Raw genomic sequence first — 15847 nt, 5'->3', positions numbered from 1 at the left:
GGGGAGGGTCCGCGCATGGACTGGGAGCACGGCGTGGTGCGGCCGGTGCCGCTCGACCGACTGGGTCAACGCTACCGCCGCTACCGCCTGGCCGATCCGCTCGCGGAAGAGGCGATGGCCGGTTCGCTGCGTCGCTGGGGGCAGTTGTCGCCGGTCGTGGCGTGCGTCCGCGGCGACGGCCTGGAGTTGCTCGACGGCTTCAAGCGCCTGGCGGCGGCGCGGCAGGTGGCGGGATCGACGAGTCTGAGCGTGCGGGTGGTGGAGCTGGACGAGCCGCTGGCGAAGGCGGCGATCCTGGGCCTGAACCGCGGCCAGCGTGCGGCGCGGGAGCTGGAGGAAGCGTGGGTCGTGCAGGGGCTCGTCCGCGACGACGGGTTGACGCAGGTCGAAGCGGCGCACCTGCTGGGTCAGCACAAGAGCTGGGTGTGCCGGCGGCTGGCGTTGCTGGAGCGGCTGAGCGAAGCGGTGGTGGAGGACCTGCGGCTGGGGCTGCTCGGCCCGGCGCTGGCGCGGCAGCTGGTGCGGTTGCCCGCGGGCAACCAGGAGGCGGTGCTGGCGTTGACCCGCCGTGCGTCGCTGACGGCGCAGGAAGTCGGCGGCGTGATCGACCTGCTTCGCGGCGCGAGTCCGGAGCAGGCGGCGTTCGTGCTGGCGAAGCCGCGGGAGGCGTTGCGGCAGGTGAACGGCGTGCCGACGGCGCTGCGCGACCCGCGGCTGAGCCGGGCCGGCAACTGGCTCGTCAAGCACCTGACCCAGGCCGCGGACGTGCTGACCCGTCTGGAGCAGTGGCTCGTCTCGCCGGGCGAACGCGAACTGGCCGACCGCGATCGTCGGATCGTGGAGCCGGTGCTGGTGCAACTGGGGGATCAGGCGAGCCGCGTGGCGGAACGGGTGCTCGGTCCGGCAGTGCTGCGGGAAGGGAGGCGGCCATGAACGAGGCCACGCGGCTGGAGATCGTGCAGCGGCATCAGCAGGGCGCGTCGGCGCGGTCGATCGCGCGTTCGCTGGGGATCTCACGCGGCACCGTCGATCGCGTGCTGGCCCGGATCGAAGCCGCCCGCACGGGCTCGACCGGTCCCGGCGATCCGCCGCCGCGTCGCGGCAGTCGCCTCGACGCGTACGAGCCGATCCTGAAGGAACTGCTCGACCGCTACCCGAACCTGACCGTGGAACGCGCCCTGCAGGAGTTGCGGGCACGCGGCTTCGCGGGCGGGTACACGATCGTCCGCCTGCGGGTGAAGCGACTCCGTCCGCGGGCCACGCCGCCACCCGTGCCGCGCTTCGAGACGGGACCGGGCGACCAGGCCCAGATGGACCACGGCGTCTACGACCTCGACTTCACCCGCGAAGGCCGCCGCCGCGTCTACCTGTTCAGCTACCTGCTCGGCTACTCCCGCCGCCAGTACCTCCGCTTCGTCGAGTCGACGGACCTGCCGACCACGCTCCGCGAGCACGTCAACGCCTTCCGCCACCTGGGCGGCGTGGCGCGGACGTGCCTGTACGACAACTTCAAGGCGGTGGTGTTGCGGCACGACGCCGAGGGGCCGCTGTACAACCCGAAGTTCCTGGCCTTCGCCACCCACTACGGCTTCCGACCCCGGGCGTGCCGCGTGCGACGGCCCCAGACCAAGGGGAAGGTCGAGAGGAAGTTCCACTACGTCGAGGTCAACCTGCTCAACGGCCGCACCTTCGACTCGCTCGATCACCTCAACGAGGTGACGGCCCGGTGGCTGGCGACGGTCGCCGATGTTCACACGATTCGCGACTTCCGGGAGACGCCACGCGACCGCCACGAGCGCGAACGGCCGCACCTGCTGCCGCTCCCCACCCGCGACTTCGACACCGCTCTCGTGGTCTATCGCCACGTCAACGTCGAGGGCTTCCTCACGCACCGATTGAACCACTACTCGGTGCCGTGGTCGTTCATCGGCCAGGTCCTGCCGGTCCGCATCGCCGACGGCGAGGTCATCGTCTACTCGGTCGGTCTGGAGGAGGTCGCCCGCCACCCCCTGGTGCCGGCCACACGCAGCGGCGTGCGGCAGTCGATCAAGAGCCATCATCCGACCGGCGATCCCGAGGAGCGGACGCGGCTGTTGCGACAACGCTTCGCGGACCTCGGCCCGGTCGGCACCGCGTTCCTCGACGGCCTGCTCGCCCGGCAGATCCAGGGCAAGTTGCAGGCCCAGCACCTGCTCGCCCTGGCCGCGCAGTACACGCGGGACGACGTGCGTGCCGCCCTCGACCGCGCCGTCCGCTTCGGCGCCTTCTCGCTCGCCGCCGTCCGCCGCATCCTCGCCGCCCGGGCTCGACCCCGGCCCCGGCTCGACGAACTCGCCGAACTCCACCGCGATTCGCTCGATCCCACCCTGCGCGACGATGTCATCGGGCCGCGGTCCACCCGCGACTATCAACACCTGCTCGCGTCCGACGAGCCCGAGGAACCCGGCGATGACACCCCGCCCGAAGACCGCCCCGAACACGACGCCGGCCGCGACCCCGGGCCGGCGTGACCAGATCCTCGCCGACTTCGCGACCCTGCGCATCCCCGTGACCGCCGAGCAACTCGACGCGGCCTTGCAGCAGGCGCAGGATGCCGGCCTCGCGCACCTCGACTTCCTGCACCGCTTGCTCGCCGACCAGGCCGGACTCCGCCGCGAGCGTCGCATCGAGCGACTCGTCCAGCAGGCCCGCTTCCGCGAAGCCCTGCCGCTGTCCACCTTCGACTGGACCTTCAACCCCGCCATCCCCCGCGTGCAGATCGAGGCCCTGGCCCAGGGCGACTTCATCCGCCGCAACCAGAACGTCGTCTTCGTCGGGCAGTCCGGCCTGGGGAAGAGTCGGCTCATCCAGAGCATCGGCCTGGCCGCGTGCCTGCTCGAACAGGCGGTGTACTACACCACCAGCGGCGACCTCCTCGAAGACCTCACCGCCGCGATGGCCGATCAGACCATCCACGACCGCGTCCGCTTCTACGCCCGCTTCCCGCTGTTGATCATCGACGAGTTCGGCTTCGACCGCATCGAACGCAGCCTCTGCCCGCAGGCGGCGAGCCTGTGGTACAAGATCATCGACGCCCGCAGCCAGCAGCGTTCCACCGCCCTGATCACCAACATCGACTTCGGCGACTGGGCCGAATACCTCGGCGACGCGCCGCTGGCGATGGCGTTGCTGGACCGCGTCGTCGACGGCGCGACCATCGTGAAGCTGAAGGGCCAGTCCTACCGCGTCCACCGCCCCGACAAGCCCGCCGCGAAATGACCGTCCGCTCGCTCCGCCCGGCAACTCCGACTGGCCCGCCTCCGACCGCGAAAGTGGCCCTGTTTCAAACCGCGATCGACAACCAGGACGGTGTCGGACGCCGTCGGCACGGTGGACGGCCGGGTCCACGCCGTGCCGCCGTTCGTCCCCACGTCCACGGCCGCGGTCGCCCGCCCGAGGCTGTCGTAGTAGTACCCGGCGTAGCTCACCCGGGCCGCGACCCCGCTCGTCAGGGTGCCGAGCGCGCCCGTCCCGGTCGCCGCCGCGGCCCGCTCCCGGCCGGTCACGGCCGTCAGGTTCCCGGCCAGGTCGTAGGCGTACCCGAGCTGCGTCAGGACCGTGTCGCCGGTCACGTCGTCGGCGTCCGCGTACCCGGCGTCGCCGCCGCCGTCGGTCCAGTACACCGTCGTCGCCCGGCCGAGCCCGTCGTAGGCGAGCTTGGTGACCAGCCCGCCCGCCTCCCTCGTCTTCCCCACCAGCCCGCGCACGTCGTACCACGTGTCGGCCGACAGCGGGCTCGACCCGACGGCGCCCGACGACTGATCCACGCCGTACACGGTGGACCGGTACGCCCGCCCGAGGGCGTCGTAGGCCGTGTCCGTCCGCCCGCGCAGGAGCGCCGCCGACGGCGCGACCGGCACCCCGGCCGTCACCGTCGGGGTGACGCCGTCGCCGTCGTACACCCGCACCCTGACGGCGTTCCCGCGGTTGTCGAAGTCGGTGTACACGAGCGGCCGGTTCACCCCGGTCGCCTCGGTCGTCTCCGCCCCGCCCTTGACCGCCACCGGCCGCCCGCGCCAGTCGTTCCAGACGAGCGTGACGCGGTCGGCCGCCCCGCCGCCGGGGTGTTCCGTGACTCTGGTCAGGAACCCGTCGCCGACCCCGCCGCCGTCGTACTCGTACTCGCGGACCGCCTCCATGTCCGTGCCGGTCAGGTTCGTCGGGCTCCAGTACCCGGTCGTCGGCGTGTCGTCCGTCCCCTCCCACTCGGACACCACCCGCCCGAGCTCGTCGCGGACCGTGCGGCTGATCGTGCCGTCCGGCGCCTCCACCCGCCCGACCTGGCCGTGCTTGTCGTACCCGACCCGCACGCGGAGGTAGTTCGTCCCCTCGGTGCCGAGCGCCGCGGCGGCCGTGTACGTCACCCCGGTGAGGTCGAAGTAGGCGTCGGCGGCGACCGCCTGCCCGGCCAGATTCCGCGACTCGCGCGTCAGAGACTGGATCGCCGAAACGGATTCCGCCCCGGTCGGCCGCCCGCTGCTGACGGCGGGGGTCGCGGACATGGTCAGCGTCTCGACGTACCCGGCCCCCCTGTCGTCGCGGACGACCACGGTCGGGCCGGCGGCGGTGCCGGTCGTCGCGTCCCACCCGGCGTAGTAGCGGGCGGCGTGGCCGGGGTCGTCGAAGACGGCGTAGTCCACCCGCCCGCCGGGGTGCGTGAGCTTGGTCGCCCGGCCGAGGGCGTCCACTTCGGCGGTGGTGGTGGCGTGGAGCCCGCCGCCGGTCGGCGTGCTCCACCCCGACGGCAGGCCGGTGAAGGTGGAGGTCTGGGCGGTGTCCACGTCGGCGATCGCCGTGACGACCGCCCCGGTCGCCGGGTCGTAGGCGGCGTACCCGAGGACCCCGCCGGCGTCGCGGACCCAGGTGACCCGGCCGAACGTGTCGTAGGCGGCCGCGACGGTCGCCGCCGACCCCGACCCGTTCTCGCCGGTCGAGACGACGGGGAGGGTGGTGGTGACGGTCGCCGCCTGGTTGGTGCCCGAGTACCAGGTGTAGGCGAAGGTGGCCGTCTCGGCCCCGGTCCCGTCGTCGTTCCGGTAGCCGGTCAGGGTGGCCGGTACGGCCACGTCCCTCGGCCCGCCGGTGCGGAGGAGGTAGCTGCCGGCCGCCTGCGGGGCGGGCGTGCCCGTCTCGCCGCGGCGGAGTGCCGACCCTGCGAGGAACCCGTCCACGTCCCCGGCGGTGGTGGTCGTGGCGGTGGTGGCGGTGGCCCACGTGTAGGTCGTCACCAGCCCGGTGCCGTCGGCCAGGTACGCGGCGTTGCCGCTGGAGTACGCCACGAGGTCGGCGGCGCCTTCGCTCCACCCGGTCACGGTCCCCGGGCCGGCTTCCAGCAGGAGCCGCCCGCCCTGCCACCCGCCCCGGTCTTCGTAGCGGTAGAAGGTGGCCCAGGTGCCGCCGCTACCGGACCCGCTCCCCGACCCGCTGCCGGACCCACTCCCCGACCCGCTGCCGGACCCACTTCCCGACCCGCTGCCGGACCCCGACCCACTGCCGGACCCGGTCCCCGAGCCCGAGCCGGTGCCGGTGGCGATCAGCATGACCTGGGCGTAGGCGTTCGTGTAGACGGTGTCGGTGGCCCCCGTCGGCAGCCCGACCGTCGTCTTCATCGCCCACGAGTTGAACCCGTCGGCGTTGGAGCTGGGGGTGTAGGCGAAGGTGTACGTCCCCTGCCCGGCCGAGCACGCCGAGCACCCGGCCCCGGCGGCGACCTCCTTCGTCACCCGGTGGTCGCCGTCGTACTCGAAGTAGTTCTCCGCGTACCCCGAGACCGTGGCGTCCGCCGCCGCGTCGGCCAGCGCGTCGGTCCCCCCGGCGTCCGCCTTCAGCCGGGCGTAGGCGGCCGGCCCGAGGGCGAACTTCATCCCCCCGGCGTACCCGACCTGCACCCCGCCCGAGTACGTCGTGGCCGTGTAGTACCGGTAGTACCACTGGTCGAGGACCGCCGCGCTGGCGTCGGTCACGGTCGCCCGGTGCAGGTCGCCGGCGGTGCCCCCCGCGGTCGTCCCGTCGTAGTACTCGTACCCGACCGCCCGGACCGTCCCCCACGCCCCGCTCCCGACCCGGCGGCGCAGGGTGACCGTGTCCAGCAGGCCGGGGTTGGCCCCGGACGCCGACCGGTAGGCGTAGAGGTACGACTCGGTGACCGCGCCGTCGGACCGCTGAACCTCGGTGGCGCGGCCGGTCGAGTCCCAGGCCGTGACCGCGGTGACGTTCCCGCCGGCGTCGGTGCTAGACGAGAACGCCCCGCGCTGGGCCACCGGGCGCGAGGACGCGAACCCGGCGAACCGGAGCTCGCCGCCGGCCCCGTCCCCGATCACGAACTCGTTCGCCCCCGAGTCGTAGGTGGCCCCGTCGATGATGTCGAACCGGGGGGTGTAGGTGGCGTAGTTCCCGTCCGCGTCCGGCGTGCCCTGGCCGTCGTAGTACAGCGCCGTGGCGGCGTTTAGGACGAGGATAATCGACGCCCCGTCGCGGAGGAGCCGCGGCTGGGCGCCGCCGACCCACCCGTTGCCGAGGAGCGAGTCGGTGGCGTAGGCGGGGTTGTTCGACCACGACCGCGCTTGCCCCCAGCCGCCCCCGAACCCGTCCGACACGAAGTCGGTCGCGGGGAGGACGGCCAGCCCGTCCCCGTACCGAACCGGGTAGCCGGTCCAGTTCGGCGGCGGGTTCCAGGGGATGACACACCCGGGGCCGCTGCCGCCCGCCCAGAAGCCGCTCGTCTTGCCCCCGTTGTTGGGCGCGCCGCCGGTCGGGCAGGTGTCGGTGCCCGGGGCCGTCGCGGGCGGCATGGTGGGTGGCGGTGAAGTCGGCGGGGGCGGCGGTGGGGGCGGCGGTGGGGGCGGCGGCGGCGAGCTGCCGTCGTCGTCCTTCAGGGTGTACGTCAGGGTCGAGGGCGACCCGATCGTCCCCCCGCTGCTCACCGAGGTGATGGTGACGACGATCGTCTCGTCCGCCTCGGCGGCGCTGTCGTCCACCACGTTGAACGTGAGGTACGCGGTCCCGCCGCCGGTGGGGATCGTCACCGACCCGCTCGACAGGCCGGTGTAGTCGGTCCCGCCGGTGGCCGTCCCGCCGACCGTGTAGTTGACGGTGAGCGGGGAGGTCGGGGCCGGGCTCGGGTCGATCCGGAAGTACGTGCCGGGCGAGCCCGCCTCGGCCGCCTCGTACCCGTCGAAGTGGTTCACCCCGACGGTGACGACCGTCGGGTCGTTGCTCGCGGCGACGTACACCCCGCCCGTCATCCCCGGCCCGAACGGGACGTACTCGCCGACCGGGGCCGGGAGTTGGTCGCCGGTCGCCCCTGATAGCACCCGGACGGTCGCCGTGCCCCCCGCCCCGGTCCCGGCCACCACGTCGGCGAACTCGTCGTCGTCCACGTAGGCCAGCGCGACCCGGACCCCGCCGGTCATCCCCGGGCCGAACGGCTCGAAGTCCCGGAGCAGCGTCCCCGTCGCCCCGCTGTAGACGCGGACGCGGCCGCCCGTCCCTGGGCCGGTCCCGACGGCCAGGTCCGGCGTCCCGTCGGCGTCCACGTCCCCGGCCAGCGCGTCCGCCCCGACGTAGACGCCGCCGCGGAGCGTCGGGGCGAACGCGAAGAACGAGCCCAGGGGGCCGCCGATCGGCGCCCAGGTCGTCGGGTCGTAAACTTTGACCCGCGGGCCGCCGCCGACCCCGGCCCCGACCGCCACCTCGGCCCGCCCGTCCCCGGTGAGGTCGGCCGCGGCCACGGTAATGCCGCCGCGGAAGTCAGGGTCGTAGGCGAAGAAGTCGCCGACCACCGCGCCGGTCGTTCCGCTGAACACCCGCACGTGCGGGCCGCCGCCCGGCCCGGCGGCCGCGATCACGTCGGGCGAGCCGTCCCCGTCCACGTCGGCGGCGGCCACGTGGAGCCCGCCGGCGAACCCGGTCTCGAACGCCCAGAAGCTCCCGAGCGGGCCGTCGATCTCGTCCCCGGTCTTGCCGTCGAGCACCCGGACCCGCGGCCCGCCACCCGGACCGGCTCCGACGATCGCGTCGGGGAACCCGTCCTGGGTGATGTCCCCGACGGCGACGCGGACCCCGCCCGTGAACCCGCTCTCGAATACGGTCCGCTCGAAGTTGAGGGCGCCGGTCTCCGCGTCGTAGGCTCTCACGACGGGCGACGAGCCGACCCCGCCGCCCGACCCCATGTACAGGACGGGCAGGGGCAACGGCCGCCCGTCCGGGACAACGCGAGTCTCCAGCGCCTCCAGCCCGAGGCGCGCCGCGGCACCCGGCCGGGCCGGGCCGCGGGCGAACAGGTCGGCAAGCCGGTCGCGGAGGGCGAGGAGGCGGGCGAACCGGGAGTAAGCGGCCGGGACGGGCATGGACGGTTCCCACAAGAGACTCGGGAGGACGACCGTCAGCAATCGGCGAGACTCAGGTTGACCGGTTACCGTACCGACCGCTCGACCACTCGCGCGAATCTCGTTATTCGCGGGGGATTTCACCAGCGATAGCATCCGCTGTCAACAAAAATCCGATTCGGGTTGTGCGGTTTCTGCCGGATTTACGGCTTACGATTGGGTTGAGCAATGCCACCCCCTGGCCCCCGTCCGAACGAGCCGGCGGGGGCGACGAAAATGTGTCTTCCTGTGTGGACGAACGTGGCCGGGCGGCGGAATCGGACACGAAATCCGAGCGCCGGACGGGAAGCCTGCGAGTCAGTGAAAGGGACTGGACTCGTCCTAGCCGTTACCGGCGCTCGGGCGCGGGTCGCCGGCCGGCGGCGCGGGAAGGTGGAAGGTGTAGTCGGCGTAGCGCTCCTTCGGGCTGCCGGCGTCCTCCCACCCGTACCGGTAGGTGCCGACGTGCCACAGCCGGACGCGCGTGTCGGCGACGGGGGCGAACCCGGCCTGCCGGGCGCGCTCGCAGAAGGCGTAGTCCTCGGACAGCGACCACCGGCCGCCGTGCTCAGGAATGCTCAGGGGCTCGAAGTACGGCACCAGGAGTGAGCCGAACCGCTGGTTGCAGGTCGGCAGGCGGTGGTGCATCCGGACGGCGTCGAACACCTCCCGCCGCACGTGGGTGAAGCCGAACCCGCAGTACCGCACCTCGGCGAGCCCGCCGTTCACCCCGAACCGGACGGCCGGGGTGCCCGGAAGGAACTCGCACGCGAACTGCCGCGGCCCCTTCTTCGGGTACAGCCCGCACGTGAACGGCAGCCCGTTGGCACGCAGCCGCCCCACGTCCGCCGGGTCGAAGGCCACGTCGGAGTCGATCCACATGAGCTCGTCGTAGCCCTGGGCGAGGGCGTCGGTGGCCATCTGGTTGCGGGCGGCGTCCACCGCCGAGTACCCACGGACCCGCCACACCGGGTGCCCGCGGCGCTCCAGTTCGCGGAGGGCGTCGTCACACCCGGGGTCGATGGCCCCGCCGACCGGGACGAGGACGACGCACGACGACGGCGGGGCGGGGTCGGGCATGACGGCACCGGGGCGGCGGGACGATGCGAGGGTATGGGTCGCCCACCGGCGTCGCAAGGTCGCGGCTGCGGCTCCGTCGGTGACGCCGCGCGAGACGGCGCTTGCCCGACCGGTTGAGGACGCCGACGCGCTCAGCATTTCTCAGCATCATCAGCCGCGGGGCCGATCGTGATGAGCCGTTCGCGCTTGGTGCGGGTGAACCGCAACTGCCGGCCCGCGGCGCCGATCTCGTCCGCGACGCCGCGTAACCACGGCGACACGCCCGCCCCGGCCGGGAAGCCCGTCCCGAACCGCAGCGGGTGACAGGCCAGGAACGCAGTCAACTTGTCGGACAGGTCGCCGGCCGTGCCGGACCACCCTTCCGCCGGAAGGGCCGCCAGCCAGGCGCGGAACACTTCCCGACGGCGGCCCTCCACGGTGGCGCGGGCGCGGTCGGAATACGTTGGCATGAGCGTTCTCCCGCGGCGTGAGGGTGACGAAGTAAAGTGTGTCCCGGAGTCCGACTATTCTGGGTGCGGTGCGAACACCCTACCCCCCGTTGGAAGGACCCATGAGGGGGGTGGGGGGTGTCACGGTGGCGACGAGCGCCTGAACGGCGGCGCGGATGTGTGGGGGTAGCGTCGGCCACGCGGCGACGATCGCAGCCAACTTGGGGTCGGGCAGCAGCCCGCCTTGTTCATGCTTGCTGGTACAGCCGGTGGTACAGTGACACGAAGTCGGTGACGTAAGTTCTTCTGTGAACGGGGTGTTACAGCCTCGCCCCAGCGGACTTTTAATCCGCTGGTCGTGGGTTCGATCCCCACCCGGCTCACTGGACGAAAATCCTAGCAACCGAAGCGTTTTACGCTTACCCCGGCGTCCGCCGGGCGCGGTTTCCGAACCCGGCCATTGTGGAATATTCCACAGTCGCTTCGGAGCCCGAGCGTGAAGCGTAAACCCGTCCCGTCGTACGTCCTCCACCAGCAGTCCGGCCGCGGCCACCTCCTCTGGACGGTCGGCGCCAGTACCGGCTCGGCGTTGCTGCGTGCCTCGCTCGCGGAGGCGGACGCGGCCCGGCTGCCAGTCCGCTTACGCGTCGAGATGAACAACCCGGCCCGCCGGCTGTACGACCGGCGCCCGTCGGACCGGTCGGACGTTCGGCGAACCGGCCCATCATTGCCGCGGCCGCGGCGGGGTGTCAAGGACCGGCGGCCCGGGTCCGCGGGCGGGCGCGGGCGCCCGGGTGGGGTCGTACCGCCCGCCGGCCGTCACTGCTTCCCGCCGCTGACGCGGTTGGTGCGGCTGCTCATCTTCACCTGGGTGTCGATCTTCACCCCCACGCCCATCGTCGCCCCCTCGAGGGCGATCGTCATCGTCGCCGTCGAGTTCCCCTCGGGGCTGGTGCCGTCCAGGCAGCCGGTCCCCTTCATGGCGATCTTCCAGCCGCTGCCGGGGTTCAGCTTCAGCGGCAGCTTGCCGCGCAGGTCGGTCAGCGGCAGGTCGGCCGTCACCTCGAGGTCGCCGAACGTGGTCGGCCCCTTCTTGGTGGTCGAGAGGAGCTTGCCGGTCACGGCCGCCCCCTTCGGGGCGATGACGAACGGGTTGTCCGGGGTGTCCATCTCTTTGAGGAACTTCTCGGTCAGGTCCCACGAGTCGCCCGGCTTCACGCCCTTCTCGGGGAACAGGTTGTCGCCGAGGTTACCCTTCTTGGTGAACTCGCGGTCGAGCTCGGCCGTCGCGGCCGCGTCCAGGGCCGCCCCGTCGGCGGTGAACGTGTACTTCTCCTCCTTCCGCTCGATGGTCACCGTCTTGCCGTCGAGGGAGAGCGTCGTCTCGACGCCGTTGCGCTCCTCGACCGCCTTCTCGTAGGTGCGCTTCAGCTTCGCCGGCTTCCCGGCGTCGGCCCCGACCTCCAGCACCTCGGTGACGTAAACCAGCGTCTTCTTCTTCTTCTCCTTCGTCTTCTGCTCCTTCCCCATGGCGTTGATCGTGGTGCCGCCGGTCGTGTCCTCGGTCTTGGTGGTCCGCGTCTTGTCGCCGACCTTGTACGGGTACTGCTTGAACGTCACCGCCTCCTGCCCGGCCGCGCCGCCGACCAAGACCGCCACGAGCCCCACCGCCCCGAACGCCCCGCGCATGATCGCACCTCTTGGGAAAGGGAACCGTTCCGCCCCGCCAGCATATCCGGGTCCGCCACCGTTGCCACGGGCCGGCCGGGGCCGGACAATGCCGGCACCCTCACCCCTTGGAGTCGGTCATGAAGTACGGGATGAACCTGCTGCTGTGGTCCGGGAGCATCGGGCCGGAGCACTACCCGCTCCTCGCCGACCTTAAGGCGGCCGGGTTCGACGGCGTCGAGATCCCCGTCTTCGGCGGCACCGCGGCCGACTACAAGCCGCTCCGCGCCGAGCTCGACAAGACCGGCCTGAAGTGTACGACGGTCACCATTCTGACCGCCGAGACGAACGCCATCAGCCCGGACGCGGCGGTGCGGCAGAAGGCGAGCGAGTGGCTCAAGACGGTGGTGGAGATCAACCACGCGCTCGGCGCCGAGACGGTGGTGGGGCCGTACCACTCGGCGCTCGGCGTGTTCAGCGGCACCGGCCCGACCGGCGACGAGAAGAAGCGCGCCGCCGACGTGCTCCGCGGCACCGCCGAGCTGGCGAAGCAGGCGAACCTGATGCTCGGCATCGAGTACCTGAACCGCTTCGAGTGCTACTTCCTGAACACCGCGAAGGCGGCGGTGGAACTGGTGAAGGCGGTGGACCACCCGAACTTCCGCACCATGTTCGACACCTTCCACGCGCACATCGAGGAGAAGGACCAGTCGAGCGCGATCCGGACGGTGGCGCCGGTGCTGGCGCACGTCCACATCAGTGAGAACGACCGCGGCACGCCGGGGACGGGCCAGGTGGACTGGGCGGGGGCCTTCAAGACGCTGGCGGAGGTGGGGTACGACGGGTGGATGGTGATCGAGGCGTTCGGCCGGGCGCTGCCGGACCTGGCCGCGGCGACGCGGGTGTGGCGCGACCTGTTCCCGAGCCCGGAGCACGTCTACAAGAACGGCCTGGCGTTCATGAAGGCCCAGGTCGCGGTGGCGAAGAAGTAGCGCCCGTGCCGACCTTCGACGAGGTGGCCGAGTTGGTCCGTGAGCAGACCAACTACGACGGCCCCCTGACCGACGACACCGAGCTGCAGGCCGACCTCGGCGTGGCCGGCGACGACCTCGACCGCCTGCTGCTCGCCTGGGCCGAGCGGTTCGGGGCCGACCTGTCCGGCTACCTGCCGCACTTCCACACCGCCGAGGAAGGCTTCAACCTCGGCGCGTGGTTCTACCCGCCGCGCGACTCGCGTTTGCCGGACGTGCCCATCACGGTCGGAATGCTCCACCAGTACGCGGAACTCGGGCGGTGGGCGCTCGAGTACCCGGACCACGACCCCCGGCGGCGTCGGCCGGACGTCTGGGTGAACCGGGTGGTTGCGACCGCGGTCGCGGGCGGATTGCTGGCGGGTGTGGTGCGTGGCTGCGTGTCGTGATGCGCGTTAGGCCGGGGCGCAAGCCCCGGTGGGACCGAGGACCCTCCGGGGCTTGCGCCCCGGCCTATCGACTCTGTAGCTCATCCGGTCGTGAACGCCAGCGCGTCGTGGGCCGCGTCGTAGTCGGCGGTCACCGCGGTGCCGTCGGGGATGGCTCCCTGGAGCAGCCGCTTCGCCAGCGGCGTCTCCACCTCCTTCTGGATCGTCCGCTTCAGCGGCCGGGCGCCGTAGGCCGGGTCGTAGCCCACCCGCACCAGGTGCGCCTTCGCCGCGTCCGTCAGCGCCAGCGTGATCTTGCGGTCGGCCAGCCGCTCGCGGACGCGGCCGAGCTGAATCTCCACGATCTGCTTCAGGTGCTCCTCGGTCAGCGAGTGGAAGACGATGATGTCGTCGATCCGGTTCAGGAATTCGGGGCGGAAGTGCTTCCGCAACTCCTCCGTCACTGCCGCCTTCATCCGGTCGTACACCTCGCCGATGTGCGTTCCCTTGTACTGCAGGATGCGCTGGCTGCCGACGTTCGAGGTCATGACCACGAGCGTGTTCTTGAAGTTCACCGTCCGCCCCTGGCCGTCGGTCAGGCGGCCGTCGTCGAGCACCTGGAGCAGCGTGTTGAACACGTCGGGGTGGGCCTTCTCGATCTCGTCGAACAGCACCACCGCGTACGGCCGCCGCCGCACGGCTTCGGTGAGCTGCCCGCCCTCGTCGTAGCCGACGTACCCCGGCGGGGCGCCGACGAGCCGGCTGACGGTGTGCTTCTCCTGGTACTCGCTCATGTCGATGCGGATGACGGCGCGCTCGTCGTCGAACAGCGTCTCGGCGAGGGCGCGGGCCAACTCCGTCTTGCCGACGCCCGTGGGGCCGAGGAACAGGAAGCTGCCGATCGGCTTGTTCGGGTCGTTCAGCCCGCTGCGGGCGCGGACCACGGCCTCGGCCACGGCCGTGACCGCCTCGTCCTGGCCGATCACGCGCTGGTGCAGCTCGTCGCCCAGGTGCAGCAGCTTCTCGCGCTCGCCCTCCAACAGCTTCGACACGGGCACGCCGGTCCACCGGCTCACGACGGCGGCGACCTCGCTCTCGCTCACCTCCTCCTTGACGAGCCGCGAATCCTTGCCGTGCTCCGCGGTCGCCTCCGCGGCGTCGAGCTTCTTCTGAAGTTCCGGCAGCGTGCCGTATTCGAGCTGCGCCGCGGCGTTGAAGTCGTACTGCCGCTTGGCGCGCTCCAGGTCGGCGCGGGCCTGCTCGATCTGCTCGCGGATCGTCTGCAACTGGTGCACGCCCTGCTTCTCGGCCTGCCACCGCGCCTTCAGGGCGTCGGCGTCGGCCTTCAGGTCGGCCAGCTCCTTCTCCAGCTTTTCGAGCCGGTCGCGGCTCGGCCGGTCGGTCTCCTTCTTCAGCGCCTCGCGCTCGATCTCCAGCTGCATCACCCGCCGGCTGGCCTCGTCCAGTTCCGTCGGCATGGAGTCGATCTCGGTGCGCACCTTCGCCGCGGCCTCGTCCACGAGGTCGATGGCCTTGTCCGGCAGGAAGCGGTCGGAGATGTAGCGGTCGGACAGCACCGCCGCCGACACCAGCGCCGCGTCCTTGATGCGGACGCCGTGGTGCGCCTCGTACCGCTCGCGCAGCCCGCGCAGGATGCTGATGGTGTCCTCGACGGTGGGCTGATCGACGGTCACCGGCTGGAAGCGGCGCTCGAGCGCGGCGTCCTTCTCGACGTGCTGGCGGTACTCGTCGAGCGTCGTGGCGCCGATGCAGTGGAGCTCGCCGCGGGCGAGCATCGGCTTGAGGAGGTTGCCGGCGTCCATCGCCCCCTCGGCCTTCCCCGCGCCGACGATCGTGTGCAGCTCGTCGATGAACAGGACGATGCGGCCCTCGGACGTGGTCACCTCGGTGAGCACGGCCTTGAGCCGCTCCTCGAACTCGCCGCGGAACTTGGCCCCGGCGATGAGGGCGCCCATGTCCAGCGCCACCACCTTCTTGTCCTTCAGCCCCTCGGGCACGTCGCCGCGGACGATCCGCTGCGCGAGCCCCTCCACGACCGCCGTCTTGCCGACGCCGGGCTCGCCGATCAGGACGGGGTTGTTCTTCGTGCGCCGACTCAGCACCTGGACGACGCGGCGGATCTCCTCGTCGCGGCCGATGACCGGGTCGAGCTTCCCCTTGGCGGCGAGGGCGGTCAGGTCGCGGCCGTACTTCTCGAGCGCCTGGTACGTCTCCTCCGGGTTCTGCGACGTGACGCGCTGGCTGCCGCGGACCTCCTTCAGGGCGGTCAGGAGCCGGTCGCGGGAGACGCCGAACTGCTTGAGCGCCTGCCCCGCGGCGCCGCTGTCGGCGGCGAGCGCGAGCAGCAGGTGCTCAACGGACACGTACTCGTCCTTGAGCCCCTTCGCCTCGGACTCGGCGGCATCGACCAGCTTGACGAGCCGCTGTGTGAGCCGGGCTTCCACGTCTCCGCTGACGCGCGGCAACTTCTCCAGGTCGCGCTGGGTCTTGACGGTGAGGGCGTCCACGCTGACGCCGGCCTTGGTGAGGATGGCGGCGGCGAGCCCCTTCTCCTGGTCGAGGAGGGAGAGGAGGACGTGTTCGGCGTCGATGTTCTGGTGGCCGAGGCGGGCGGCGAGCTTCTGCGCGCCGCTGAGCGACTGCTGGGCCTTCTCGGTGAACTTGCTGAGGTCCATATTTCCTCCGGTTAACGGGGTGGGTGTCCGTGTGCCCCGTTAGAGGGCTTGTGACTCAGACCGGTGCGGGGAAACGGCGAGAAACTGACCGCCGGCCGCCGTCCGGGGCTATCGTATCCCCGGTCGGAAGGGTGGTAGGTAGGTTGAGGTGCGGGGCCGCCGGGCGATCGA

The 15847-nt window shown here is 71.7% G+C and carries 10 protein-coding genes; 5 read left to right on the top strand and 5 right to left on the bottom strand.

The genetic code is table 11. The features are described 5' to 3' along the window. Positions 1 to 15 precede the first annotated feature (15 nt). Genes ETAA1_RS26315 through istB form a run of 3 tightly spaced genes read left to right on the top strand, consistent with a single transcriptional unit; the run spans position 16 to position 3258 of the window. The gene (locus ETAA1_RS26315) at positions 16 to 933 is read left to right on the top strand and encodes a ParB/RepB/Spo0J family partition protein (protein ID WP_145239464.1); all 918 of its coding nucleotides are present in this window, start codon (positions 16 to 18) and stop codon (positions 931 to 933) included. Beyond that, positions 930 to 2510 carry an IS21 family transposase gene (gene istA, locus ETAA1_RS26310; protein WP_145239462.1) on the top strand — a complete coding sequence of 527 codons (1581 nt, stop codon included), beginning with the start codon at positions 930 to 932 and terminating at the stop codon, positions 2508 to 2510. Before ETAA1_RS26315 ends, istA begins: the two co-directional genes overlap by 4 nt. Next, positions 2449 to 3258, top strand: a complete 810-nt coding sequence (istB, locus tag ETAA1_RS26305; RefSeq protein WP_202920421.1) for an IS21-like element helper ATPase IstB — start codon at positions 2449 to 2451, stop codon at positions 3256 to 3258. Before istA ends, istB begins: the two co-directional genes overlap by 62 nt. On the opposite strand, the gene ETAA1_RS26300 is transcribed toward istB, so the two are convergent. The 4 genes from ETAA1_RS26300 to ETAA1_RS26280 form a co-directional block, all read right to left on the bottom strand. Next, positions 3219 to 8387, bottom strand: coding sequence for an RHS repeat domain-containing protein (locus ETAA1_RS26300; protein ID WP_145243589.1), 5169 nt, complete (start codon positions 8385 to 8387; stop codon positions 3219 to 3221). The two genes, istB and ETAA1_RS26300, sit on opposite strands and share 40 nt — an antisense overlap. A gap of 360 nt (positions 8388 to 8747) precedes the next feature. Next, the gene (locus tag ETAA1_RS26295) at positions 8748 to 9485 is read right to left on the bottom strand and encodes a hypothetical protein (RefSeq protein WP_145243587.1); all 738 of its coding nucleotides are present in this window, start codon (positions 9483 to 9485) and stop codon (positions 8748 to 8750) included. 131 nt (positions 9486 to 9616) lie between these two features. After that, positions 9617 to 9934 (bottom strand): hypothetical protein, encoded by a 318-nt coding sequence (locus ETAA1_RS26290; protein WP_145243585.1) that lies wholly within the window; start codon positions 9932 to 9934, stop codon positions 9617 to 9619. Between the two features lie 798 nt (positions 9935 to 10732). Continuing rightward, on the bottom strand, positions 10733 to 11602 hold the full coding sequence (locus ETAA1_RS26280) for a hypothetical protein (protein WP_145243583.1): 870 nt from the start codon (positions 11600 to 11602) through the stop codon (positions 10733 to 10735). 119 nt (positions 11603 to 11721) lie between these two features. Between ETAA1_RS26280 and ETAA1_RS26275 the strand changes: the two genes are divergently transcribed. Then, complete coding sequence (locus ETAA1_RS26275; protein ID WP_145243581.1) at positions 11722 to 12573, top strand: sugar phosphate isomerase/epimerase family protein; 852 nt, start codon at positions 11722 to 11724, stop codon at positions 12571 to 12573. Between the two features lie 5 nt (positions 12574 to 12578). Further along, positions 12579 to 13001 (top strand): DUF1493 family protein, encoded by a 423-nt coding sequence (locus ETAA1_RS26270; protein ID WP_202920420.1) that lies wholly within the window; start codon positions 12579 to 12581, stop codon positions 12999 to 13001. An 80-nt stretch (positions 13002 to 13081) separates the two neighbouring features. Here the strand turns inward: ETAA1_RS26270 and clpB are convergent, their stop codons facing one another. Then, on the bottom strand, positions 13082 to 15676 hold the full coding sequence (clpB, locus tag ETAA1_RS26265; protein WP_145243576.1) for an ATP-dependent chaperone ClpB: 2595 nt from the start codon (positions 15674 to 15676) through the stop codon (positions 13082 to 13084). Positions 15677 to 15847: the final 171 nt, after the last annotated feature.

This window comes from Urbifossiella limnaea, assembly GCF_007747215.1.
GTDB lineage: Bacteria > Planctomycetota > Planctomycetia > Gemmatales > Gemmataceae > Urbifossiella > Urbifossiella limnaea.
Note: the sequence above shows the minus strand (reverse complement) of the source record. Positions and strands in the feature narration are given on the sequence as shown.

Coding starts and splice junctions, on each gene's coding strand:
- ETAA1_RS26315 (WP_145239464.1), top strand. CDS start 16: ATGGACTGGGAGCACGGCGTGGTGCGGCCGGTGCCGCTCGACCGACTG.
- istA (WP_145239462.1), top strand. CDS start 930: ATGAACGAGGCCACGCGGCTGGAGATCGTGCAGCGGCATCAGCAGGGC.
- istB (WP_202920421.1), top strand. CDS start 2,449: ATGACACCCCGCCCGAAGACCGCCCCGAACACGACGCCGGCCGCGACC.
- ETAA1_RS26300 (WP_145243589.1), bottom strand. CDS start 8,387: ATGCCCGTCCCGGCCGCTTACTCCCGGTTCGCCCGCCTCCTCGCCCTC.
- ETAA1_RS26295 (WP_145243587.1), bottom strand. CDS start 9,485: ATGCCCGACCCCGCCCCGCCGTCGTCGTGCGTCGTCCTCGTCCCGGTC.
- ETAA1_RS26290 (WP_145243585.1), bottom strand. CDS start 9,934: ATGCCAACGTATTCCGACCGCGCCCGCGCCACCGTGGAGGGCCGCCGT.
- ETAA1_RS26280 (WP_145243583.1), bottom strand. CDS start 11,602: ATGCGCGGGGCGTTCGGGGCGGTGGGGCTCGTGGCGGTCTTGGTCGGC.
- ETAA1_RS26275 (WP_145243581.1), top strand. CDS start 11,722: ATGAAGTACGGGATGAACCTGCTGCTGTGGTCCGGGAGCATCGGGCCG.
- clpB (WP_145243576.1), bottom strand. CDS start 15,676: ATGGACCTCAGCAAGTTCACCGAGAAGGCCCAGCAGTCGCTCAGCGGC.